The following is a 24,397-nucleotide window of genomic DNA, read 5'->3' on the forward strand; positions in this document are numbered from 1 at the left end:
CCTTTCCTAACCTATTAAATAACGAAAAAACATTCTGTTGTCTACAAATTCAACACGAATCTTTTTCATATTAAATCAGTAAGATATTTATTTTATATAGAAAAAACCACTAATTAATAAAAATTAGTGGTCAACGTAATAATCAAAATAAAAAATAGACTAGGATTTTATTTAGGATATTTATTCCAGCTCTCAGGTTCAATAAAGCCATCATAAATACGCTGCGAACGAATATAATCTGCATACTCTTTAGACTCAAAAGCGTCTTTCAAATCTTTTGCCCACTGAGCATCTAAATCTTTTTGCATAACAGTCACAATAACGCGATGCTCTAGCGGTGAGCTTTCTACAACTAAACCATCAGCAATACGTTGGCCGGCACTTGCCACATAGTTACCATTCACAACAACAAAATCAACATCATCTAATAATCGCAACCCTTGTGCCGCATCGGTTTCTCGAATATCTAAGTTATATTCATTTGGGGAGATATCATTAACACTAAAACTTAATGTACTCACATCTGGCTTAATTTTTATCCAACCTAACTTTTCCAAGATCCTCGCGCCACGCTCTGCATTAACGGGGTCATTAGATAACGCAACAATCATACCGTCTTTCACTTCATCCAGTGTTTTATGTTTATTTGACCGCAGACTTTGAGGTGCACTCGGTGAGTCTGTTAACGCCACCATATTAATATTATTCTTTTTGTTATAAGCCTCCATATAGGCGCGGCTTTGGTTTACAGATGCATCAATAGAGCCTTCCTCAAAAGCAGGGTTAATTTGTCTATTCTGGGAAAATTGGCGCAAATTAACGGTATAACCTTTTTTCTCTAAAATCGGTACGATACCTTTGTCTACTTGGTCAATATAATTGCCAACACCAAAACCTATTGTAATTTGTTTTTTATTCGGATTATCTTTTTCGCTATTATCGCCACACCCAGCCAGCACCGCTAAAGCCACAGTCATTAAAGATAAATTTATTAATTTTTGTTTTAACATAGATAACAACCCTGTAAAGATATTTTGGGCAGTATAATCATAATTAGCGAGTACAACTTAGACTATATCGTTATAACTTAATACTAAAGTAATATAAGAATGGCATTTGATTCCTTTTAGTTATAAGTATATAACAAATAGATCGTTCGATTAGTAATGTGATTGATATGTAATGAAGGAGATAAAAAACATTTAAAAAAGTGAGTTGCTTTATGAGTCTTTCCTATAATGATGTAATTAATTCTTTAACTAATTTAACACCAGATTCCAGCCTAGCTAAAATTCGCCATGAACGCGCAGTGGCGACTGAAAATACTCAAGCCGTATTTGACGCTATTTTTTCTACGCCATCGACACTTCTCACAAATGATGTGAAATACTATTTTGCCTATGAAGTTGCAAAAGTGACAGGGAGTCCCCGCCTCACTGAATTTTATTTTCAATTAATAGACTCAATGCCTGATGAGCCGCTTAGCAAACCACTGGCTACAGCAAAAGAATATCTGCAAGTTTTAACACAATCACCTAAAGATACCCATTACCAATTAATGACTGCGTTAACTGAACAAGGTTGGCAACAAAGTGACATCATTCTACTTGCTCAATTAATAACTTATGTCACCTATCAAGCGCGTCTAATCGAAGGGGTTCTGTTACTGACGAATAATAGTCATCTTGCACATAACTCACCTAAAGTGGTGGCTGGCAAATGGAACCACCAACCATTAACCCGCAAAGGAGAACCTTCCCCAACGGCTTTTACACAAGATAATTTAGGATGGGAAGCTTGGATTTCAGCAAGGGATGCAAAAACGCTATCCGCTGAAGAAGCCCAAATCATGAAAAAATTTGGTCAATTAAACTCTGAGTATTTTTTACTACTCGCCCATCAAAGTAAGATTTTAGAGTTACGAACTTTAATTGACCGTGGCGTATTTTATACCTCAGAAGGGTTACCTCGCTGGGAACGTGAATTCGCTGCAGCCGTAACCAGCAAAGTTAATGGCTGTATATACTGCGCTTCTGTACATGCGAGAAAAGCCAGCCAGTATGCAAAAGAACGACGCGCTGATGTTGATAAACTACTAGCAACTGCGACGGGTTCAGTACTTGCTGAAGGTTTTGATGACAGACTCCTAGCCATTACAGATTTAGTCGCCTCTTTATCTGCAACCCCCATCCAAGCCACACCATCACAAATTGAAGAGTTAAAAAATTTGGGGTTATCTGAACTTGAATTACTTGATTTAGTTCAATCCACGGCCTTCTTTTCATGGGCGAACCGCTTAATGTTATCGCTGGGTGAGCCCTTTGAAATAGTAGAGGACAAGGAGTAATTCAATGGAACTGATTATGGGTTTAGAGGTATTAGAAGCGCAAATAAAACAAGATTTGCAGTATTTAAATTTACCGATAACGTCTTGGTCATTATCAAAAAATGACCCTGAAAACCAAACTATTGATGTCGCTATCATTGGTGCGGGTATGTCCGGGATCACAGCTGCGTTCGCTCTGAAGTTACGTGGTATCAATGCCGTTGTTTTCGACCAAGCCCCTGTAGGCAAAGAAGGCCCATGGCAAAGCCCTGCATTAATGGAAACATTACGTTCCCCAAAACATGTGGTTGGCCCTGCGCTTGCATCCCCCTCTTTAACTTTTCAAGCTTGGTTTAAAGCCCAGTTTGGCATTCAAAAATGGGATGAACTCGATAAGATTCCACGTTTGCAGTGGGGGGAATACCTGCAATGGTATAAAACCATGACAAAACCCTATGTACTTAACCAATACCAATTAGTCGATGTTCAATTAAACGATAACTACCGTGAATTAATTTTTGATACTCCTAACGGTACTGTCAGGTATCAAGCACAACATGTTATTTTATCGACGGGTATGGAGTCTTTTAGTGAAGCTAATATCCCTAATTTTATGAATGATATCCCAACAACCTATTGGGAACATTCATATGCAGGTACTGACTATCGTCGTTTTAAAGGCTTAGACATTGGTGTTGTGGGTTATAGTGCCGGTGCGATGGATAGTTCAGCAACAGCATTAGAAAATGGCGCTAATTCCGTTGAGATTTTGATCCGCGCTAGCGACATGCCCCGCGTAAATCGAGGAAAAGTTGCTGGAAGTGCAGGATTTACCAATGCGTATGCCTATTTTACAGATGCTCAGAAGTGGCATTACACTGATTATGTTGCCAAAGCCAAAACGCCAGCTCCTCATGGCAGCACGTTGAGAGTTTCTCGCCATAAAAATGCTTATTTCAATTTCAATACCCAAGTTAAATTTATTGAATTGAAAAATAAAAAATTGCATGTCACAACAACGACAGACAAATTCGTATTAGATTATTTAATCTTGGCAACTGGCTATCGGATTAATTGGGCCAAACACGGTGCCTTTCATCAATTATCTCCGCTAGTTAAAACGTGGGGAGATGCATACACGCCATCCATTCATGAAGAAAATACAGAGTTAGCTTCACATCCTTATTTAGGTAATCACTTTGAGTTTCAAGCTAAACACAAGCAAGACACATTAAAAATCAATCAGTTATATTGTTTTAACTTAAGTGCATCGCTCAGTATGGGCCCGGTCATAGGGTTAATCCCTGGAACGAATATTGGGGCAGAACGATTGGCTGACCATATTGCAGCTCAATTGTACTTGAGCCATCAAGAACAACACCTTGAGCAAGTCAAAAATAGCCAAGAGGCTGAATTATTAGGTGATGAGTGGCAACCCGCTGCACCACCTTCAGAACGCGTGCAATTAACTGATAATGTAGAGTAAATCATGATTACCTTTCAAAATATTCAAAAAGTCTATGAAAAAGATGGGCAGTCTTTAGTTGCATTGCAAGACATTAATTTGCATATCAATAAAGGTGATATCTTTGGATTTATTGGTTATAGCGGAGCGGGTAAAAGTTCACTTATCCGCTTGGTGAATCAATTAGAAAAACCAACCAGTGGTGCCGTTATTATCAATGGCCAGAATATTGCTGAACATACCCCTGCAGAAACTCGTTCACATAAAAAAAGCATCGGTATGATTTTCCAGCATTTCAATTTGCTAGAAACGAAAACTGTTGCTCAAAATATTGCGATGCCCTTATTACTTTCAGGTGTCGATAAACAAGAAATCACTCGGCGAGTTGATAGTATTCTTGAATATGTCGAGCTTAGCGATAAAAAAAACCAATACCCTGGGCAGTTATCTGGTGGGCAAAAGCAGCGTGTGGGGATTGCGCGTGCGTTGATCAACAACCCACAAATTTTACTATGTGATGAGGCCACTTCAGCACTCGACCCACAAACGACGCGCTCAATTTTGCAATTACTAAAAAAGATCAATCAAGAGCAACACATTACTATCTTGCTAGTTACTCACGAAATGGAAGTTATTGAACAAATTTGTAACCGTGTTGCTGTTATGGGGTCTGGCAAAATTGTCGAAGAAGGAACTGTACTTGATATTTTTGCCAACCCACGCCAAGACACAACCAAGAAATTTGTAGGAACCGTATTAGACGAAGAAATTCCAGAACGCGTTCTACATAACTTAGAACATCAACAAGATGTTTATCGTCTTGAATTTTTAGGGGCTTCCGCGCAACAACCTGTCGTTAATGAGTTAATACTCAAAGAAATTGTCAAAATAAATATCTTATTTGCCAATATGAAAGAGATCAGTGGTGTCGTGCTGGGCAGTATGTTTGTCCAATTTATTGGTGATAAAGAAAAAATTGATGAAGCCGTTGCTTTTCTTCGCCAACGTGGAGTTGCAGTCAATCAGGGGGCGCTATGACACAATTATTTGAAACCGCTTTAACGACGAAACAGTTTTTATTAGCGATGTCAGAAACCTTTACGATGGTCAGCATTGCCCTTGTATTAGGTTCTATATTTGGGATCCTATTAGGTATCGTACTTGTTGTAACGAGGCCAGAAGGTATCTGGGAAAACAAATGTATTTATCGCATTGTGAACCCGATTATTAATATTATTCGTTCATTGCCTTTTATCATCTTATTAGTTGCAATGATCCCCCTTACGCGCTTTATGGTAGGAACCTCAATAGGAACAACTGCAGCCATTGTGCCATTAGTCATTTTTATTGCTCCCTATACTGCACGCTTAGTTGAAAACTCATTACTTAGTGTACATTCAGGTATTATTGAAGCGGCTGATTCTATGGGAGCAACAAATTGGCAGATTGTTTGGCACTTCATTTTACCTGAAGCGAAGTCATCATTAATTCTCAGTTTAACCGCTGCCAGTATTACTTTAGTTGGTGCAACCGCGATGGCAGGAGCCGTTGGTGGTGGCGGTGTCGGTGACTTGGCCCTAAACTACGGCTACCAACGTTTTGATAATATAGCAATGGCTATCACCGTTGTCACATTAGTGATTATCGTACAAGGCATGCAATTTATTGGTGACTATTTAGCGAAAAAAGCACGCTTCCATTAGTTTCGTGGTAAAGGTCGAAAATATATTCGGCCTTTTCTCTTTTACCTAACTTTATAAGTGTCGATTATCATCCTTAATACTTGCGGCAGCCCCAACACCATAATTATCGTTAATAGAAAAAATTAACAATAAAACTCACTCTCGCGCTTACTTATTCATATTTATCATTTTTTTACGTATTTTAGTGCTCTTTTATAGTGAAAAATGCGATAAATAATCAAATTATTTAAATTTATTTATATTATAATCATGTAGATATATATTTTAATGGATGTTATCTGCTTTTTGCTAAAATAATCTGTTCTCAATGTATATTTAATCATTTTGTTGTTTTTTGCTTTCTACGCGCGCTTTACGATGCATCGTCAGCGTTTTATTCACTTACAGATTAAACTGATTATGCCAACTATTGAACAACTTATTTTATTGATTTCTATACTTATTCTTTTGGGGATTTTCTCTAGTAAATTATCTGCTAGACTCGGTTTGCCCATGCTTGTCATGTTTTTATTTGTTGGCATGTTAGCGGGTGAAGATGGGATAGGTAAAATTACGTTTGATAACGTTAATGTTTCGTATGCTGTTGGCTCTCTCGCACTTGCTTTAATTTTATTTGATGGGGGTCTTCAAACATCAGTAAAATCTATTCGTCTAGTTTGGAAACCGTCTTTTACACTAGCAACACTAGGCGTTCTTGTAACCGCAGGGGTGACTGGCCTCGCGGCGGCTTATATCCTCGACGTTCCTCTTCTGGAAGGTCTATTGTTAGGCGCGATCGTCGGTTCTACGGATGCTGCCGCCGTTTTTTCCTTACTGCGCAACGCCGGGATCTATTTAAATGAACGCCTGCAATCGACTTTAGAAATAGAAAGTGCAACCAATGACCCCACTGCTATATTCTTAACGGTTGGCTTATTACAACTCTTAATGAATCCACAAGCTTCAGGTAGTGAGTTAATTCTGCTATTTTTTAGCCAGATGGGGATAGGTACAGTTGTTGGTTTGAGTGTAGGCTGGGTTTCAGTCAAAATTATCAATAAGATTAAACTAATAGCTACTGGGTTATATCCTGTGCTTGTCGCTGCCTGTGGGCTGCTTTCTTTCGGTCTCGCAAGTAATTTAGAAGGTAGTGGCTTCTTATCTATTTTTGTTACTGGTGTAGTAATTGGTAACCATCGGTTTGTTTTTCAACGCAATACATTTTTGTTCCATGATGGATTAGCATGGCTAAGCCAAATTATCATGTTTGTTATGTTAGGGTTACTTGTCAACCCAAGCTCTCTAATTGAAGTCTGGCTTGAAGGTTTGATTATTGCCCTTGTCTTAACGTTTATCGCAAGGCCATTGGCTGTAATACCGGTTCTAAAATTATTTGGTTTCCCTAAACCTGAAATTACATTAATTTCTTGGGTAGGATTACGTGGCTCTGTCCCTATTATTCTTGCTATTTTTCCGTTTATCTATGGTTTACCTAATGCTCATCTAATTTTTGACGTAGTTTTCTTTGTGGTATTAATTTCAGCGACCTTACAAGGTTCAACCTTGCCTTATGTTGCACGCAAATTAAATTTAATGCAGCCACCGCCATTGATCCCTGCGGCAACGTTAGATATTACCGCTGTAGACCAAATAGATGCAGATTTAGTGGAATATACATTAGGTGAGGATTGCTCTGCAGTAGGTCGTCGATTATCGCAACTTGCATTACCTGACCAAACTGTTATTGCAATGATCACGCGAGAAAAAAGTGTTTTACCTCCAAGAGGGTCAACTATCCTTCATGCCGATGACCATTTATTTGTTGTTCTTAAACCTGAGAATCGTATTTTTCTGGAGCATTTATTTTCAGAAAAAAACATCTCTGAAAACACGCCTATTGAACTACCCGAAACAGGATTAAGTTTAAAAGGAACGACCCGATTAAATGAGATCCACTCATCTTATGGTATCCAAATTGATAATGGCGATGAAAGAACGCTTAACCAATTTATTTATGCTTCTATATCAGAACCTTTACAAGATACCGTCTTGAAATTAGAACAACTGCAATTAAAAATTGGGGAAATGATAGGGACACGCATCATAACCGTAATATTAGAACCAATTAAAGAGATGGAAGGTTGACTATGTTCAAATGTGCCAGAGATAATGACTCCCATTTTAAGTAATAGTGAATTCAACGATAAAAAATAAAAGCCCTTTCGGGCTTTTATTTGTTCTTTTATGAAACATGGAATAATAATAGTTATTGTCTGATTTAAACTATAAACAGCAATTGTGTTTAATTTACGTTCCTAATTTAAACAATTAAGAATGAAAATCAATTATGTTTCATTCTGGGACAATATCGATATCTGGCTATATAAGGGTATATGCAGTACTTTCAAACCCTTTATTACCTGTGTCCTCATCTACTTGAGTATCCTCTTGTAGGACTTCACTAAAAAACTCACCCATGTTAACGTCTAAAACTTTTAGTACTCGAACAAGACAATCTATATCGATACGATTAACACCACGCTCGTAACGAAATAGCTGCTGTTCACTTATATCTATCTCTTTAGCTAACTGAAAAACAGTAAAGCCTTGAGCTCTTCTAAGGGCTTTTATTTTTTGTCCAACTGCACAAGCGACAGGATATTTCGTGTTCATAAACATTCTCGCTTCAATTTATTATTAAGGAAATAAAAATTAACAGATAATTATCTGCAGATTTTATTTTTATATTTATGTGTATAACAGTGATAATGCTATAGACGATTCAGCATATATCGGAAAGAATGATATACTACCCTTATAATTAGTTTCAACTAGTCCTAAATTGACATTGCAACTATGTAACAAAGTGTTTCATGCTATACATTTTGCATTTGAAAGCGAAATACCGCTTTAAAATCACTCAGTTACACTAAATGTGCGTAATTTTTTTAAATAGTCGCCCAAAAGATATATCTCTCCTTATGGAATATTAATCTAAAAAAGACCCACATTGCCGATGTATAACCTAAAAATAAAGGAAATAAACAGAATTATTTAACACTGTAACAATATTAATGTTATTGATACAATTTAACATAACCAGAAATGATAACCCCTGTATTCATGGCGCTTTAATGTAAAAAATAGTAAAAACAATCAATTTTATCTTTAAAAATCTCTAATTTGACAAATATTAGTACATTAAAAAAACAGCGAGGCTGTTACAATTAGCAAATTTTTAAATTAGCGAGACAGCGATTTATTATGCTCAAGTACCAATCATAACAAAACCATAACGTTAAGAAAGCTTATTATTCATTTTACTAGATGAATATCACAAAATTATGAAAAATAAATTTCATCGATAATCCATTTTTGATTTAACTTTTTTTGTTTTTTACCGTGTGAAAATCAATACAAAAACTCAAAAGCAAACACAATCTTAGAGTTTTAAACTGAAATATAGCGCTTTCCATTTACTATGTGATAAGATTTGTTTATAAAAAATTATATTTACTTTTTCTATTCTACAAGTAACCACGAAACATTCATTTCCACCGTTTTATTTTGCCAGTTATGTATAATGAAAACATTCTATTCTATAACTAGCCAAATATATTCTGTTATTGCTAGATTGAAATATCGATATAAGTGCTAGGTGGTATTTATAAGGTGTATACTGGGTTATTATGCATATAAAGTGAGCCGCAAAATCATTAATTGTCAAATTCTTTACCATGCAACTCAGAAAATGTAATCAACAAAATAAGTATATATCCGTTAGATTTAATCTGTAATGAAGTTATGTTTGATTCACTTAGAAATGGCTTGAGATGGTGGGTCGTGCAGGATTTAAATCCTTCGGATTTACCCTACGGGCTGAACCTGCAACCAGCTTGTCAAGGCATGGCTTAGCGGCTGAGTGTTTATTTGGTTAGGGGTGTATTCGAATTTACAACTTTGAGATGGTGGGTCGTGCAGGATTTAAATCCTTCGGATTTAGCCTTCGGCCTGAACCTGCAACCAGCTTGTCGAGGTATGGCTTAGCGGCTGAGTGTTTATTTGATTAGGGGTGTATTCGAATTTACGACTTTGAGATGGTGGGTCGTGCAGGATTTAAATCCTTCGGATTTACCCTACGGGCTGAACCTGCAACCAGCTTATCGAGGCATGGCTTAGCGGCTGAATGTTTACTTGATTAGGGGTGTATTCGAATTTACGACTTTGGGATGGTGGGTCGTGCAGGATTTAAATCCTTCGGATTTACCCTACGGGCTGAACCTGCAACCAGCTTATCGAGGCATGGCTTAGCGGCTGAATGTTTACTTGATTAGGGGTGTATTCGAATTTACGACTTTGGGATGGTGGGTCGTGCAGGATTTAAATCCTTCGGATTTACCCTACGGGCTGAACCTGCAACCAGCTTGTCGAGGCATGGCTTAGCGGCTGAGTGTTTATTTGGTTAGGGGTGTATTCGAATTTACGACTTTGAGATGGTGGGTCGTGCAGGATTTAAATCCTTCGGATTTACCCTACGGGCTGAACCTGCAACCAGCTTGTCGAGGCATGGCTTAGCGGCTGAGTGTTTATTTGGTTAGGGGTGTATTCGAATTTACGACTTTGAGATGGTGGGTCGTGCAGGATTTAAATCCTTCGGATTTACCCTACGGGCTGAACCTGCAACCAGCTTGTCGAGGCATGGCTTAGCGGCTGAGTGTTTATTTGGTTAGGGGTGTATTCGAATTTACGACTTTGAGATGGTGGGTCGTGCAGGATTCGAACCTGCGACCAATTGATTAAAAGTCAACTGCTCTACCGACTGAGCTAACGACCCATCTTGGAATTTTTTATTTTTTACTGCTTAGATGGTGGGTCGTGCAGGATTCGAACCTGCGACCAATTGATTAAAAGTCAACTGCTCTACCGACTGAGCTAACGACCCATCTAAATTTGTATTTTAATGCGAGTAATGAATGAAGTGGTGGGCGATAGCGGGCTCGAACCACTGACCCCCTCCTTGTAAGGGAGGTGCTCTACCAACTGAGCTAATCGCCCACTTCATGACTTATACTACCACATTGTAATAAATAATTGGTGGGCGATAGCGGGCTCGAACCACTGACCCCCTCCTTGTAAGGGAGGTGCTCTACCAACTGAGCTAATCGCCCACTTCATGACTTATACTACCACATTGTAATAAATAATTGGTGGGCGATAGCGGGCTCGAACCACTGACCCCCTCCTTGTAAGGGAGGTGCTCTACCAACTGAGCTAATCGCCCAATTATTTATTTTTCATCGTCAACGGTGGTGGGCGATAGCGGGCTCGAACCACTGACCCCCTCCTTGTAAGGGAGGTGCTCTACCAACTGAGCTAATCGCCCCGTCGTCGATGGAGGTGCATTATAGGGATACTGAGTTCTGAGTCAACGCTTTTTCAATAGATTTTTTTCGTTCGTTGCAAAAATAATCAAGATGTTTCAATATTCGCCAGAAAAGCCGCCTTTTTAATCAATTACCTATCATTTTCTCGTTATTCTTTTAAGAAAAAAACAGAAACTATTTTTAAAGCGCATTTATTTATGTCAAATTTGGCGAAACAAACTAATTTCTTGCCTTCTATTCTGATAACTTGATTGAGGAATCATTGTAGGATGATAGAATAGATATACATTTTAGCAATGCTTAGACATTTCACTGCTTAGAACATCAAACTCGCTATCAAGTTAATTGTGCCTGTTTTTAGTTTCCTAACCGTGAACAGATAAGCGCTTCAAAAACATGTTTTGCAATTAAGGCAATCTCGATGAGTAAAATCAAAACCCGTTTTGCGCCAAGTCCAACTGGCTATTTACACGTTGGTGGTGCACGTACCGCTCTGTATTCCTGGTTATTTAGTCGCCACAATCAGGGCGAGTTTGTCCTGCGTATTGAAGATACTGACTTAGAACGCTCAACTCAGGAAGCTATCGACGCCATTATGGACGGTATGAACTGGTTGAATTTAAATTGGGATGAAGGCCCTTACTATCAAACTAAACGTTTTGATCGTTATAATGATGTCATTGACCAAATGTTAGATGCGGGTACCGCTTATCGTTGTTATTGTTCAAAAGAGCGCTTAGAAGCGTTACGTGAAGAGCAAATGGCCAATAACGAAAAGCCTCGTTATGATGGTTGCTGCCGTGACCACGCCCACAATCATACACCTGATGAGCCACACGTTGTTCGTTTCCGTAACCCACAAGATGGTTCTGTTATTTTTGATGATAAAATACGTGGGCCAATTGAATTTAGTAACCAAGAGTTGGATGATTTAATCATTCGTCGTACTGATGGTTCCCCAACATATAACTTCTGCGTAGTCATTGATGACTGGGATATGGAAATCACTCACGTTATCCGTGGTGAAGACCATATCAACAACACACCTCGCCAAATCAATATTCTAAAAGCATTAGGGGCACCAGTGCCTGTGTATGCTCACGTTTCGATGATCCTAGGTGATGACGGTAAAAAACTGTCAAAACGCCACGGTGCTGTTAGCGTTATGCAATATCGTGATGATGGTTATTTGCCGCAAGCCCTTCTTAACTATTTAGTACGTTTAGGTTGGTCTCATGGTGACCAAGAAATTTTCACTGTTGAAGAAATGAAAGAGTATTTCAGCCTTGATGCTATCAGTAAGTCAGCAAGCGCGTTTAACACTGAAAAATTACAATGGTTAAACCATCATTATATCAATACCTTACCAGCCGAAGAAGTTGCAACTTATCTTGCATGGCATATTGAACAACAGAATATTGATACCAGCACAGGGCCTCAATTAGTTGAACTAATCAAGTTACTGGGTGAACGTTGCAAAACATTGAAAGAAATGGCGGAATCTTGCCACTATTTCTACCAAGATTTTGACGAGTTTGATGCAGATGCTGCGAAAAAACATTTGCGCCCAGTCGCTCGCCAACCATTAGAAGTGATAAAAGCTAAGTTAGCTGCGATAACTGATTGGACTGCTGAAAATGTTCACCAAGCCATCGAAGCAACCGCAGCAGAATTAGAAGTGGGTATGGGTAAAGTGGGTATGCCTTTACGTGTTGCTGTGACAGGTGCTGGCCAATCTCCAGGCCTGGATGTCACTGTCCACGCTATCGGCCAAGCACGTTCCATAGCTCGTATTGAAAAAGCCTTAGCGTTTATCGCTGAACGTGAAGCTTCTGCTCAATAAGTAAAATGATTGGCCTCCAATTTATTGGGGGCCAGTTCTCTACCTCAATCCCCCTTCTCCACTCAGCTGACTGCAAAATGTTCTATATTTCAGCAATTAAACCTAAAACCCGATTATTTTATTGACACTCTAACTTAGCTTGAATATGATGCATCCCGTCCAAAAGATTTTGTTTGGGGCTATAGCTCAGCTGGGAGAGCGCTTGCATGGCATGCAAGAGGTCAGCGGTTCGATCCCGCTTAGCTCCACCATCTAATTCCCTGTTAGGTGGCACAATACAAAACATTTCGATTGGGGCTATAGCTCAGCTGGGAGAGCGCTTGCATGGCATGCAAGAGGTCAGCGGTTCGATCCCGCTTAGCTCCACCAATCATTTAAATACTAAACGTCACTACTCGTCTCTTCCATTTTAAATCAATATATACTCAATAAATTCAATATGATGTGATCGTCACGAAGCCAAATTCTCTTGAAGATACGCTTTCCCTACGACAATGTAGATCAGTCGCATACAGAGTGAACTTTAGTCCAGATCAAATATTTGGGGATAATATGATGTGCTAGAACGATTGAGATTAAAAAGGGCTTAACACCAAGCCAGTCAACTAACCCCGTTTTAATGGCTTTACCAGCCCTTCTAGGCCCTCAATTTTAAGCCCTAGCGTCATTTCCATTAACTGTCCTAAACGTCCAGCAGGGAACTCCCCTTTCTTATAAAACCATAATAAATATTCTTCGGGTAAATCAATCAATACACAGCCTTTATATTTACCAAATGGCATATACGTGTTGGCCATATCAATGAGATCTTGTTTTTCCATTCTGAGTTCTCTTTCATATCAAGCACAAAAAACGGCGTTCATCTGAACGCCGTTTCGTAATCTAGCATGTTTTCGTGGATTACAAAACCAACCCAACGACCGCTGCAGATAAGAAGCTAACTAAAGTTGAACCGTACAGTAATTTCAAGCCAAAGCGAGCTACGGTATTACCTTGTTTCTCATCTAAGCCTTTAATTGCACCCGCAATGATACCAATAGATGAGAAGTTAGCGAAAGACACTAAGAATACGGATAAGATCCCAACAGAGCGCTCAGATAACCCACCAGCAATCGCTTGCAAGCCGTCCATCGCAACGAATTCATTCGTGACCATTTTCACTGCCATAATTCCGCCAACTTGTAAGGCTTCATCGGCGGGAATACCAAGCATCCATGCAAACGGATAGAACACGTAACCTAACATGGTTTGGAAGTCGATACCGAATACCGCGGAGAAAATACCGTTAATCATCGCTATGAGGGCAATAAAACCAATCAACATCGCTGAAACGATAATCGCTACTTTAAACCCAGCAAGAATATATTCACCTAACATTTCAAAGAAGCTTTGTCCTTCATGCAGGTTGCTCATTTGAATATCTTCTTCACCTTCAGGTGGATACGGGTTAATCAGTGATAGGACGACGAAAGTACCAAACATATTTAGAACCAATGCAGCGACCACAAAACGCGGCTCTAACATGGTCATGTATGCCCCAACGATAGACATAGATACTGTTGACATGGCAGTTGCCGCCATGGTGTACATTCTGCGGTCTGACATCCGGTTCAGTTGGTCTTTATACGCAATAAAGTTTTCTGACTGACCCAGTAACAATGAACTGACTGCGTTAAAAGACTCTAACTTACCCATACCATTCACTTTCGATAACACGGTACCGATGATACGGATCACGATAGGGAGAATTTTGACGTGCTGTAAGATCCCGATCAACGCAGAAATAAAGATGATTGGGCATAACACTTGTAAGAAGAAGAACGCTAAGTTGCCTTCAATCATGCCACCAAAAATAAATTTAGTCCCTTCTGCTGCATAGCCTAGCAAGTGGGTAAATACCCCTGCCACACCAAGAACAAAAGATTCGCCAATATTCGATTTTAAGAACAAATACGCTAATGCAATTTGAATAACGAGTAGTTGAACAACATAGCGAGGACGGATCCCTCTACGGTTACTACTGGCTAAAATGGCAAGTGCTGCAATTACAACTAAAGATAAAACGAAATGCAGGATCGAGGTCATATGCGACTCCAACAAATTTAAGAATCAGTCTATGTGCATATTCTATGTAATAGACAACATTTAAATGAGACGGGAGTCACATTAATATGAAAGCTTACTAGGTGTATTTTGCAAAAAGAAGAAGGTGATCACGTTTCAACGATAACAATTCCTACCATTCGCTTTTTTTGCACAGAAATTTTACTGAAAATTTAAGTTAAGACTTACAACAACCTGCGTATAAAATTGTTGCCTACAATGATTGTAGGCAACTAAGTCAAATTGAATATAGTTCACTATTGGATATTCAGCAAACGAATCAATTCATTTTCATCAATAACGCGTATGCCGAGTTCATTTGCTTTTGCTAATTTAGAACCTGCGGCCTCTCCTGCGATAACTAAATCTGTTTTTTTAGAGACGCTTCCTGAGACTTTCGCGCCCAAAGCGACCAATTTGTCTTTGGCTTCATCACGGGTTAATACACTCATCGAGCCAGTCAACACCACCGTTTTACCTGCAAATGGACTGTCGATTTCTGCACTATTCACCACTTTGACTTCAGGCCAGTGAATATTTGCTTTAGTCAGTAAATCTTCAATCACCGCTTGGTTATGAGGTTCACGGAAAAAATTGACCACATGTTTCGCAACTACATGACCAATATCTTGAACGGTTTTTAGTGACTCTTCATCCGCCGCCATCACAGCCTCAAGTGTGGTGTAATGCGCTGCTAAGTTTGCCGCCGTTGCTTCGCCAACCTCACGAATTCCAAGGGCATAAATAAAGCGAGCCAATGTTGTTTGCTTAGACTTATTGAGTGCATCAACCAGATTCTGTGCCGACTTCGGCCCCATTCTATCGAGGCCAGTTAAGATACCAGCACTTAACTGATAGAGGTCTGCGGGGGTTTTGACATACTCTTTTTCAACTAACTGGTCGATAATTTTATCGCCCATGCCATCCACATCCATTGCGCGGCGTGAGACAAAATGCTTCAGTGCTTCTTTGCGTTGTGCCCCACAAATCAGCCCACCTGTACAGCGCGCTACCGCTTCACCTTCAACTCGTTCGATATCAGAGCCGCATACAGGGCAATGGGTTGGGAAAACAATTTCGCGGCTATCGGCAGGTCGCTTATCAACGACAACACTGACGATTTGTGGGATAACATCCCCTGCTCGGCGAATAATGACCGTATCACCGATATGCACGCCAAGACGTTCAATTTCATCTGCATTGTGTAGCGTCGCATTGCTGACGACTACACCGGCAACTTGCACGGGTTCTAAACGCGCCACAGGCGTGATGGCACCGGTACGCCCAACTTGAAATTCTACATCTTTTAATAGTGTTACTTGCTCTTGAGCAGGAAATTTAAACGCCGTCGCCCAACGAGGTGCTCGAGAAACAAAGCCTAACTCTTCTTGAATTGCAATCGAGTTAACTTTAATCACCACACCATCGATATCAAAGCCAAGATCAGGACGAACTTGCTCAATTTCACGATAGAAATCTAATACAGCCTGATGACCAACACGTAATTGAACATAATCACTAACCGGCAAACCCCATGCTTTGAATTGCATCAAACGCTCATAATGTGTATCTGGTAACGTGCCACCTTCTACTAACCCAACACCATAACAATAAAAAGTGAGAGGCCTTTTGGCGGTAATACGTGGATCCAATTGACGTAGAGAACCCGCAGCCGCATTACGAGGGTTCGCAAAGACTTTACCATCTGTTTTACGCGCTTGCTCATTCAGCGCTTCAAACCCTTTTTGAGGCATGAAAACTTCACCGCGGATCTCAACACGATCAGGCACATTGTTACCTGTTAAACGTAATGGAATAGCGCGTATGGTTCGAACATTCGCAGTAATATTTTCACCGACAGTCCCATCACCGCGAGTCGCAGCTTGTACTAACTCACCGTTTTCATACAACAAACTTACCGCTAGCCCATCAAGTTTGAGCTCACAACAGAAAGTCAGTTCTTGATGATTTTTCAAACGGTCTCTTACCCGTTTATCAAATGCAAGATAACTTTCCTCATCAAAAACATTATCTAGCGATAACATAGGAATTTCATGGCGTACGGTATCAAACGCAGCTAATGGCGCGGCACCAACACGTTGAGTCGGCGAATCACTCGTGACAAGTTCAGGATGTTGTGCCTCTATCTCTTTGAGACGTTGCATTAACTTGTCATATTCAACGTCTGGAATTTCAGGCGCATCTAATACATGGTATTGATATTCATGATGACGTAACTGTTTTTTTAATTCGTCTATTTCTTGTTTGGTTGTCATGATCCACTCATACAGATAAAAAACCCCCAATTAATGGGGGTTCTGTTCAATGTTTATTTAACTTAATGTATTTCTAATTCGAGCATGGTACACCTCTATTTTTTGAGGTGTCAGCATTTTACGTTCGTCATCAAGGACTACCCCTCCCGCATCTGATGCGATACGTTGAGCGGCTTGTAACATCAGTTTGAAATTTTGCCCTGCATCACCGTAAGACGGTACCATCATGAACATGGAAACCCCTGGCGTAGTAAAGTCAGCCATTGTCTCAGGGTCGAATGAGCCCGGTTTCACCATGTTAGCAAGGCTAAACAACACTGGTCCCGTACCCGATGGATTGACATGGCGGTGGAATATTTTCATTTCCCCGAATTGGAAACCGGCTTGTAAAATACTTTGCAGTAATAACTCACCTTGAAGTTCCTGCCCTTGCAAAGCGGCTACGTGAAGTACCAGGACTGTCTCCTTGCTACTTGTTGTAGCAGGATCTTCCTGCGGCTCAGCTTTCTTCTCAATATGCTGCGTCTCTTGTTCATAGGTACTCGACTGGGGCTCTTCTCTTAATTTAGTTGAATCAATATGTGGTTCAGTAGCGGCATTGGTAACCGGTTGAGTTTGAAGTTCAGGCTCAACGGCTACTTCCTCACTCATGTTAATGGTGAGTTGCTCAGGAACATGAACAGCTTCATTACGTTGATGCGGCGTAGGTTCGCTATGTACGGGTGATTTAGCCTCTGGCTCCCTATTCATAACAATATCAGGTTCAACCGACGCCTGTGCCTGTATATTAGGTTCAACTGGAGACTCATTTTTTACCGGATATACAGGCTCAGTGGCAGCTGGATGAACAGGTGCCTGCTGAGTAGGTTGATTTTCAGTAAATAATGCAGAACTATCATATTCTGATGAGTTCTCTTGCATATCGTTCTTTCTACGTTTTACGGGTCTGTCGCGAAATAACTTCGAGCGCTCTTTACGGCTGGTCCATAAACCATGCAGTAATAAAGCGACAATCGCTATCGCACCTACGACCACTAATATCAGACGCAAATCCTGCATCGCTGCTATCTCTAGTTGATGAATGATAATGCCAACACGGCGGAAACTACCTTAAGATTATTTCTCAATTGCTCTAAGTGCAACCCCCAGAACGATTTTCTTACAAGAAAGAGAATATTCCGCTTTCATTTGCTGCTTTTTTAAGCGAATAATGGCTAGTCAGCCTAATTTCATATCTATATGATACATGGTCAACCGAAAAGGAGAGAACAAGAAGTATGACCCAATCGACATTTTCGACACAAAAAGACCATTCTGGTTTTTATTATTTTACACAAGGCTGGAGACTAATCACTCGGCCCGGTATTAAACGTTTTGTTATTTTGCCCCTATTAGCCAATATTTTATTCTTAGGCGGCGCATTTTGGTGGTTATATACCAAGCTTGGTGGCTGGATAGACCAAGTGATGGCTTACATTCCTGACTGGCTACAATGGCTCGATTATGTTATTTGGCCAATCGCTGTTATCTCTATTTTGCTCGTATTCACTTATTTTTTTAGTACGGTTGCTAATATTATCGCTGCACCTTTTAACGGTTGGTTATCAGAAAAACTCGAAGCGGAGCTAACAGGTAAACCGTCACCAGATACTGGCGTTGCTGAGTTATTAAAAGATGTACCTCGTATGATAAAACGCGAGTTTGTCCGAATCGGTTACTATTTACCTCGCGCTATTGGGTTATTGATCCTATTTTTCATACCTGGTATTGGCCAAACCGTCGCTCCGGTACTGTGGTTTTTATTTGGTGCTTGGATGATGTCAATCCAGTATTGTGATTACCCGTTTGATAACCACCGTGTTGGTTTTAGCGAAATGAAACAAGCGCTTGCCAAAGAACGGATGCGAAATATTCAATTTGGTGGCGTTATCAGCCTGTTAATGATGGTCCCTTTTGTCAACTTAGTGATCATGCCTGTTGCAGTTTGTGGTGCAACATTGATGTGGGTTGACCGGTATCGTGACCGCTACGCACGCTACTAATCTATTAAATCATTGCGCAGGTTTACCGCCTGCGCTCTTCTTTTATTTAATTCTCTTACCTATTTTCTGCAAAATTTCTTAGAACTATTAGGTCTAAAATAGCATTTCGTTATAAGCTTATACTCAAATCGTATTTGCATTAATTTGTTCTTTCCGTATGTTGAATCCATCTCATTATTTTTTAATCAATACTGATTACATTACTGGCTAACCGATTTTTAAGGATATCCCATGAGCAAAATTTATGATGACAACTCGTTGACCATTGGCCACACCCCGCTTGTCCGATTAAAGCATTTTGGTAATGGCAATATTTTAGCAAAAGTGGAGTCTCGCAACCCAAGCTTCAGTGTTAAGTGCCGTATTGGTGCGAACATGATTTGGGACGCAGAGAAAAAAGGTATCCTAAATAAAGACAAAGAATTAGTTGAGCCAACCAGTGGTAATACAGGTATCGCTTTAGCCTATGTCGCTGCGGCGAGAGGTTATAAATTGACCTTAACCATGCCTGAAACGATGAGTATTGAACGCCGTAAACTGCTCAAAGCATTGGGTGCCAACCTCGTTTTAACTGAAGGGGCAAAAGGCATGAAAGGTGCGATAGCTAAAGCTGAAGAAATAGTGAATAGCAATCCTAAAAAATACCTATTACTTCAACAGTTTAACAACCCAGCAAACCCTGAGATTCATGAAAAAACCACAGGCCCTGAAATTTGGGAAGATACTGACGGCAATGTCGACGTTGTGGTTGCAGGTGTCGGTACAGGTGGAACCATTACAGGGATTGCAAGGTACCTGAAGAACACCAAAGGCAAAGATGTGACTATTGTAGCTGTTGAGCCAGAAACCTCCCCCGTTATCACACAAGCCTTAGCAGGTGAAGAAATTAAACCGGGACCACATAAAATCCAAGGGATCGGAGCTGGGTTTATTCCAGGTAACTTAGATTTGAAATTACTCGATAAAGTCATTCAAATCAGCGATGACGAAGCCATCAAAACTGCTCGTGAACTGATGGAAAAAGAAGGCATCCTAGCGGGTATTTCATCAGGCGCTGCTATTGCTGCTGCCACTCAAATTGCCGTAGACCCTGCCTATAAAGGTAAAAATATTGTCGTTATTTTACCTTCTTCGGGTGAGCGTTATTTGTCTACAGCCCTATTTGCTGACATCTCCGCTGAGTAACATAATTTCGTTACAATATCGTTAAAAAAGCACCTAAATGGTGCTTTTTTTGTGGTATGGATCAAACTTTAGCACGGATGGAGATGATTTATAATTCGGGGTTTAGTATTAAACATAGTAATTATTTTGCACCTCGAAATTAATCACTTTTTAGCCAACCTCAAGGGCAACTAAAATAATGTATCAATGAGAAAAGGTGGCGAGATAGCAAGAAAAATAGAAAAAGGGTTGATACCGCACAAAGTAGGAAACCTTTTTTCAAGTTAATAATCTAACTTATACGCAAACCTAGTCTATTTCATCTACAATTGGCTGGGTAATTAAAAAAACGAAAGTTATTGAGGAAATACTATGTTTCAGCAAGAAGTTACTATTACGGCACCAAACGGTCTACATACTCGTCCTGCAGCTCAATTTGTAAAAGAAGCAAAAGCATTCTCTTCTGACATTTCTTTAATTTCTGGCGGCAAATCCGCTAGCGCAAAAAGTTTGTTTAAATTACAAACCTTAGGCCTAACGCAAGGCACAGTTGTGACAATTTCTGCTGAAGGCGAAGACGAAAAAGAAGCCGTTGAGCATTTAGTTAAACTGATGGGCGAATTAGAATAATTTCGCACGAAAATAGCATTTACTGATTTCATTCAATGTCCCTGAGTGATGTCATTCGGGGACATTTGTATAATCGGCTATATTCATTGTCGTCTCTGCAACATCAGAACTCCCAGCACTAGCAGCAGTAAGGTAATATTATGATTTCAGGAATTTTAGTATCCCCGGGTTTTGCTTTTGGTCAAGCTTTAATCCTCAAAGAAGATCCTATCGTTGTTAGCACAAAGAAAATTGCTGACGATCAGGTTGATAAAGAAATCGCTCGCTTTATTGAGGGGCGAAACAAGTCAGCCGAACAACTCAATTTGATTAAAGAAAAAGCCGAAAAAAATCTTGGAGCTGAAAAAGCTGAGATTTTTGAAGGTCATATAATGCTGCTGGAAGATGAAGAACTAGAGCAAGAAATTGTCACTTTAATCAAAGGCGACAAAAAAACGGCGGATGCAGCTGCATACTCTGTTATTGAAGATCAAGCCCAAGCGCTTGAATCCCTTGATGATGAATACCTTAAAGAACGTGCCGCTGATGTGCGTGATATCGGTAAGCGTTTATTAAAAAATATCTTAAATATTCCTATCGTTGATTTAAGTGCAATCAGCGAAGAAGTTATTTTAGTCGCAGCTGATTTAACCCCTTCAGAAACCGCACAGCTGAATTTAGATAAAGTATTAGGGTTTATTACTGATTTAGGTGGCCGTACATCACATACCTCAATTATGGCGCGTTCCCTTGAATTGCCAGCCATTGTAGGTACGAGTGATGCCACCAGCAAAATTAAAAATGGCGATTTCATTGTATTAGACGGTGTTAACAACACTATCCACCTAAATCCATCTGAAGCCGAAATCGATAAACTGAAAGCCTTCCGTGATGAATATCTTCAAGAAAAAGAAGAGCTCGCAAAATTAAAAGATTTGCCAGCTATCACCCTTGATGGTCATCAAGTTGAAGTTTGTGCCAACATTGGTACCGTCCGTGATGTCGCTGGTGCAGAGCGCAATGGCGCAGAAGGTGTTGGGCTCTATCGAACTGAGTTTTTATTCATGGATAGAGACTCTCTTCCTACCGAAGAAGAACAGTTCCAAGCTTATAAAGCCGTTGCAGAAGCAATGGGCAGCCAAGCCGTTATTGTCCGCACTATGGATATCGGCGGTGATAAAGACCTGCCATACATGAATTTACCGAAAGAAGAGAACCCATTCCTCGGCTGGCGTGCAATTCGTATTTGTCTTGATCGCAAAGAAATCTTACACTCACAATTAAGGGCTATTTTAAGAGCCTCTAAATTTGGTAAACTGCGTATTATGTTCCCAATGGTTATTTCCGTTGAAGAAGTTCGTGAACTAAAATCAGAGCTAGAAATACTAAAAGCGCAGTTACGTGAAGAAGGTAAGGCATTTGACGAGTCAATTGAAGTCGGTGTGATGGTTGAAACCCCAGCCGCTGCGGTTATTGCTCGCCATTTGGCAAAAGAAGTTGATTTCTTTAGTATTGGGACGAACGATCTCACTCAATACACTTTAGCGGTCGACCGTGGTAATGAACTGATTTCTCATCTTTACAACCCGATGTCACCCGCTGTCCTAAACTTAATTAAGCAAGTGATCGATGCATCACACGCTGAAGGTAAATGGACTGGGATGTGTGGGGAGTTAGCTGGAGATGAGCGTGCAACCTTATTGCTACTTGGCATGGGTCTGGATGAATTTAGTATGAGCGCAATTTCAATTCCACGTATCAAAAAGTTAATTCGCAATGCGAGCTTTACTGATACTCAAGCTTTGGCTGAACAAGCACTTGCTCAACCAACAGCGGATGAATTGATGAAACTTGTAGATACCTTTATCCAAGAAAAAACGTTATGCTAAGAACAGCACATTAGTTCGGTCCCATATAAAACGATTAGGAGAAGGTCCATGGGTCTGTTTGATAAACTGAAATCACTCGTTTCGGAAGACAAAAGTAGCAGTGGCAGTATTGAAATTATCGCACCTTTATCGGGTGAAATTGTCAATATTGAAGATGTTCCAGACGTTGTGTTCGCAGAAAAAATTGTGGGTGACGGTATTGCGATTAAACCCGCAGGTAACAAAATCGTTGCTCCTGTAGACGGCACAATTGGTAAAATTTTTGAAACTAACCATGCATTTTCTATTGAGTCAGATGATGGCATAGAACTATTCGTTCACTTCGGTATTGATACCGTTGAGCTTAAAGGTGAGGGTTTTAAACGTATCGCTGAAGAAGGTCAAACGGTGAAAAAAGGTGATTTAATCATTGAATTTGATTTAGCACTGTTAGAAGAGAAAGCAAAATCAGTTCTAACGCCTGTTGTCATTTCTAATATGGACGAAATCAAAGAACTCAACAAACTGACTGGCTCAGTGACTGTCGGTGAAACTGTTGTCATGCGTATTAAGAAATAACTCAACAGCCAATATTTAGTTTAAACCATCAGGCCTTGCCTGATGGTTTTTCATTTCTGAGCTCTTTATTGAAAACAGCTGAATTCAATGGTCTTACTCATTAAATACACCCGTTGATAAATAACGGTCTCCTCGGTCGCAAATAACAGCCACGATAACCGCTCCAGGGTTAGCCTTCGCCACTTTTAACGCACCGGCAACCGCCCCTCCAGAGCTCACCCCACAAAAGATACCTTCAACTTTAGCTAAAGCTCTCATAGTCTCTTCCGCTTCTTGCTGGTTTATATCCAGTACGCTGTCGACTAATGAGTCATCGAAGATACCGGGCAAATAACCAGGGGACCAACGGCGAATACCGGGGATCTGACTCTTTTCCGCAGGCTGCAAACCTACAATATGTACATCTGAAGATTGGGATTTTAAATAACGGCTTACCCCTGTAATTGTTCCTGTAGTTCCCATACTGGATACAAAATGGGTAATGTTTCCGTTAGTTTGCTGCCATATTTCAGGGCCTGTGGTTTTAAAATGGGCCAACGGGTTATCAGGGTTATTAAATTGGTCTAAAACTTTCCCCTCACCTCTTTGTTCCATTTCCTTAGCCAAATCGCGGGCACCTTCCATACCCACAGCCGTACTCACTAAGATGAGTTCTGCACCATAGGCTTGCATTGAAGCTTGCCGCTCTTTACTCATGTTATCTGGCATGAGTAATTTCAGTTTGTAGCCTTTTACTGCGGCAATCATCGCAAGTGCGATACCTGTATTTCCACTCGTTGCTTCAATTAGCGTATCACCTGGTTTAATTTCACCCCGTAATTGCGCTTCATTAATCATTGAGAATGCCGCGCGATCTTTTACTGAACCCGCGGGGTTATTGCCTTCAAGTTTCACCCAAATTTCAGCGTCAATCCCTTGTGTTAAGCGCTGAAGTTTTACTAATGGGGTATTACCGATAAACTGTTCCAGAGCCGACACTTTACCATCCTTATAATTTTTATATATAAATAAGAAACAATAGAGATAAGATATTACCCCAATATTGATACGTGAAAG

General features: G+C 40.1%; 18 protein-coding genes and 8 tRNA genes. 13 read left to right on the forward strand and 13 right to left on the reverse strand.

Annotated features, from left to right (window positions below):
• Positions 1 to 167: 167 nt before the first annotated feature.
• Positions 168 to 1,010, reverse strand: a complete 843-nt coding sequence (locus M1E86_RS12015; RefSeq protein ID WP_213913192.1) for a MetQ/NlpA family ABC transporter substrate-binding protein — start codon at positions 1,008 to 1,010, stop codon at positions 168 to 170.
• A gap of 212 nt (positions 1,011 to 1,222) precedes the next feature.
• Here M1E86_RS12015 and M1E86_RS12020 point away from each other — a divergent pair, with 212 nt between their 5' ends.
• The 5 genes from M1E86_RS12020 (at position 1,223) to M1E86_RS12040 (ending at position 7,618) form a co-directional block, all read left to right on the forward strand.
• Positions 1,223 to 2,347, forward strand: a complete 1,125-nt coding sequence (locus M1E86_RS12020; RefSeq protein WP_213913191.1) for a CMD domain-containing protein — start codon at positions 1,223 to 1,225, stop codon at positions 2,345 to 2,347.
• Positions 2,348 to 2,351: 4 nt separating this feature from the next.
• Positions 2,352 to 3,812 carry an NAD(P)-binding domain-containing protein gene (locus M1E86_RS12025; RefSeq protein WP_213913190.1) on the forward strand — a complete coding sequence of 487 codons (1,461 nt, stop codon included), beginning with the start codon at positions 2,352 to 2,354 and terminating at the stop codon, positions 3,810 to 3,812.
• Between the two features lie 3 nt (positions 3,813 to 3,815).
• Positions 3,816 to 4,829 (forward strand): methionine ABC transporter ATP-binding protein, encoded by a 1,014-nt coding sequence (locus M1E86_RS12030; protein WP_426099101.1) that lies wholly within the window; start codon positions 3,816 to 3,818, stop codon positions 4,827 to 4,829.
• Positions 4,826 to 5,494, forward strand: coding sequence for an ABC transporter permease subunit (locus tag M1E86_RS12035; RefSeq protein WP_213913188.1), 669 nt, complete (start codon positions 4,826 to 4,828; stop codon positions 5,492 to 5,494). The genes M1E86_RS12030 and M1E86_RS12035 overlap by 4 nt, the downstream gene beginning before the upstream one ends.
• A gap of 357 nt (positions 5,495 to 5,851) precedes the next feature.
• Complete coding sequence (locus M1E86_RS12040) at positions 5,852 to 7,618, forward strand: potassium/proton antiporter (RefSeq protein ID WP_248466696.1); 1,767 nt, start codon at positions 5,852 to 5,854, stop codon at positions 7,616 to 7,618.
• A 234-nt stretch (positions 7,619 to 7,852) separates the two neighbouring features.
• Here the strand turns inward: M1E86_RS12040 and M1E86_RS12045 are convergent, their stop codons facing one another.
• From M1E86_RS12045 to M1E86_RS12075, 7 genes are all read right to left on the reverse strand, one after another.
• A complete protein-coding gene (locus M1E86_RS12045; protein ID WP_125891382.1) occupies positions 7,853 to 8,146 on the reverse strand; it encodes a helix-turn-helix domain-containing protein in 294 nt (97 codons plus the stop codon).
• Between the two features lie 2,085 nt (positions 8,147 to 10,231).
• A tRNA-Lys gene (locus tag M1E86_RS12050) sits at positions 10,232 to 10,307 on the reverse strand.
• Between the two features lie 32 nt (positions 10,308 to 10,339).
• Positions 10,340 to 10,415: transfer RNA gene (locus M1E86_RS12055), tRNA-Lys, on the reverse strand.
• Positions 10,416 to 10,452: 37 nt separating this feature from the next.
• Positions 10,453 to 10,528: transfer RNA gene (locus M1E86_RS12060), tRNA-Val, on the reverse strand.
• 37 nt (positions 10,529 to 10,565) lie between these two features.
• Positions 10,566 to 10,641 (reverse strand) — tRNA-Val (locus M1E86_RS12065).
• A 37-nt stretch (positions 10,642 to 10,678) separates the two neighbouring features.
• Positions 10,679 to 10,754, reverse strand: a tRNA-Val gene (locus tag M1E86_RS12070).
• 26 nt (positions 10,755 to 10,780) lie between these two features.
• Positions 10,781 to 10,856, reverse strand: a tRNA-Val gene (locus M1E86_RS12075).
• A 422-nt stretch (positions 10,857 to 11,278) separates the two neighbouring features.
• Between M1E86_RS12075 and gltX the strand changes: the two genes are divergently transcribed.
• The 3 genes from gltX (at position 11,279) to M1E86_RS12090 (ending at position 13,069) form a co-directional block, all read left to right on the forward strand.
• Positions 11,279 to 12,700: a glutamate--tRNA ligase gene (gene gltX / locus M1E86_RS12080; RefSeq protein WP_125892116.1), complete on the forward strand. Its 1,422-nt coding sequence runs from the start codon at positions 11,279 to 11,281 to the stop codon at positions 12,698 to 12,700.
• Positions 12,701 to 12,875: 175 nt separating this feature from the next.
• Positions 12,876 to 12,951, forward strand: a tRNA-Ala gene (locus tag M1E86_RS12085).
• A gap of 42 nt (positions 12,952 to 12,993) precedes the next feature.
• Positions 12,994 to 13,069, forward strand: a tRNA-Ala gene (locus tag M1E86_RS12090).
• A gap of 236 nt (positions 13,070 to 13,305) precedes the next feature.
• Here M1E86_RS12090 and M1E86_RS12095 read toward each other — a convergent pair.
• The 4 genes from M1E86_RS12095 to zipA form a co-directional block, all read right to left on the reverse strand.
• On the reverse strand, positions 13,306 to 13,521 hold the full coding sequence (locus tag M1E86_RS12095) for a DUF3820 family protein (RefSeq protein ID WP_004912576.1): 216 nt from the start codon (positions 13,519 to 13,521) through the stop codon (positions 13,306 to 13,308).
• 79 nt (positions 13,522 to 13,600) lie between these two features.
• Entirely contained in the window at positions 13,601 to 14,785 is a 1,185-nt protein-coding gene (locus M1E86_RS12100; RefSeq protein WP_004264869.1) for a NupC/NupG family nucleoside CNT transporter, read from the reverse strand.
• 275 nt (positions 14,786 to 15,060) lie between these two features.
• Entirely contained in the window at positions 15,061 to 17,079 is a 2,019-nt protein-coding gene (gene ligA, locus M1E86_RS12105; RefSeq protein WP_125892118.1) for an NAD-dependent DNA ligase LigA, read from the reverse strand.
• A gap of 57 nt (positions 17,080 to 17,136) precedes the next feature.
• Positions 17,137 to 18,138 carry a cell division protein ZipA gene (gene zipA / locus M1E86_RS12110; RefSeq protein ID WP_213913187.1) on the reverse strand — a complete coding sequence of 334 codons (1,002 nt, stop codon included), beginning with the start codon at positions 18,136 to 18,138 and terminating at the stop codon, positions 17,137 to 17,139.
• 218 nt (positions 18,139 to 18,356) lie between these two features.
• Between zipA and cysZ the strand changes: the two genes are divergently transcribed.
• The 5 genes from cysZ (at position 18,357) to crr (ending at position 23,341) form a co-directional block, all read left to right on the forward strand.
• Positions 18,357 to 19,121, forward strand: coding sequence for a sulfate transporter CysZ (gene cysZ, locus M1E86_RS12115; protein ID WP_125892122.1), 765 nt, complete (start codon positions 18,357 to 18,359; stop codon positions 19,119 to 19,121).
• Positions 19,122 to 19,352: 231 nt separating this feature from the next.
• Positions 19,353 to 20,306 carry a cysteine synthase A gene (gene cysK, locus M1E86_RS12120; RefSeq protein WP_213913186.1) on the forward strand — a complete coding sequence of 318 codons (954 nt, stop codon included), beginning with the start codon at positions 19,353 to 19,355 and terminating at the stop codon, positions 20,304 to 20,306.
• Between the two features lie 351 nt (positions 20,307 to 20,657).
• The gene (gene ptsH, locus M1E86_RS12125) at positions 20,658 to 20,915 is read left to right on the forward strand and encodes a phosphocarrier protein Hpr (protein WP_004264876.1); all 258 of its coding nucleotides are present in this window, start codon (positions 20,658 to 20,660) and stop codon (positions 20,913 to 20,915) included.
• A gap of 140 nt (positions 20,916 to 21,055) precedes the next feature.
• Positions 21,056 to 22,783, forward strand: a complete 1,728-nt coding sequence (gene ptsI, locus M1E86_RS12130) for a phosphoenolpyruvate-protein phosphotransferase PtsI (RefSeq protein WP_125892126.1) — start codon at positions 21,056 to 21,058, stop codon at positions 22,781 to 22,783.
• 48 nt (positions 22,784 to 22,831) lie between these two features.
• Positions 22,832 to 23,341 (forward strand): PTS glucose transporter subunit IIA, encoded by a 510-nt coding sequence (gene crr, locus M1E86_RS12135; protein ID WP_125892128.1) that lies wholly within the window; start codon positions 22,832 to 22,834, stop codon positions 23,339 to 23,341.
• Between the two features lie 93 nt (positions 23,342 to 23,434).
• Here the strand turns inward: crr and cysM are convergent, their stop codons facing one another.
• A complete protein-coding gene (gene cysM / locus M1E86_RS12140; protein ID WP_213913185.1) occupies positions 23,435 to 24,319 on the reverse strand; it encodes a cysteine synthase CysM in 885 nt (294 codons plus the stop codon).
• Between the last annotated feature and the right edge of the window lie 78 nt (positions 24,320 to 24,397).

It is taken from the genome of Providencia sp. PROV200 (assembly GCF_049901995.1).
Lineage (GTDB): Bacteria > Pseudomonadota > Gammaproteobacteria > Enterobacterales > Enterobacteriaceae > Providencia > Providencia rettgeri_E.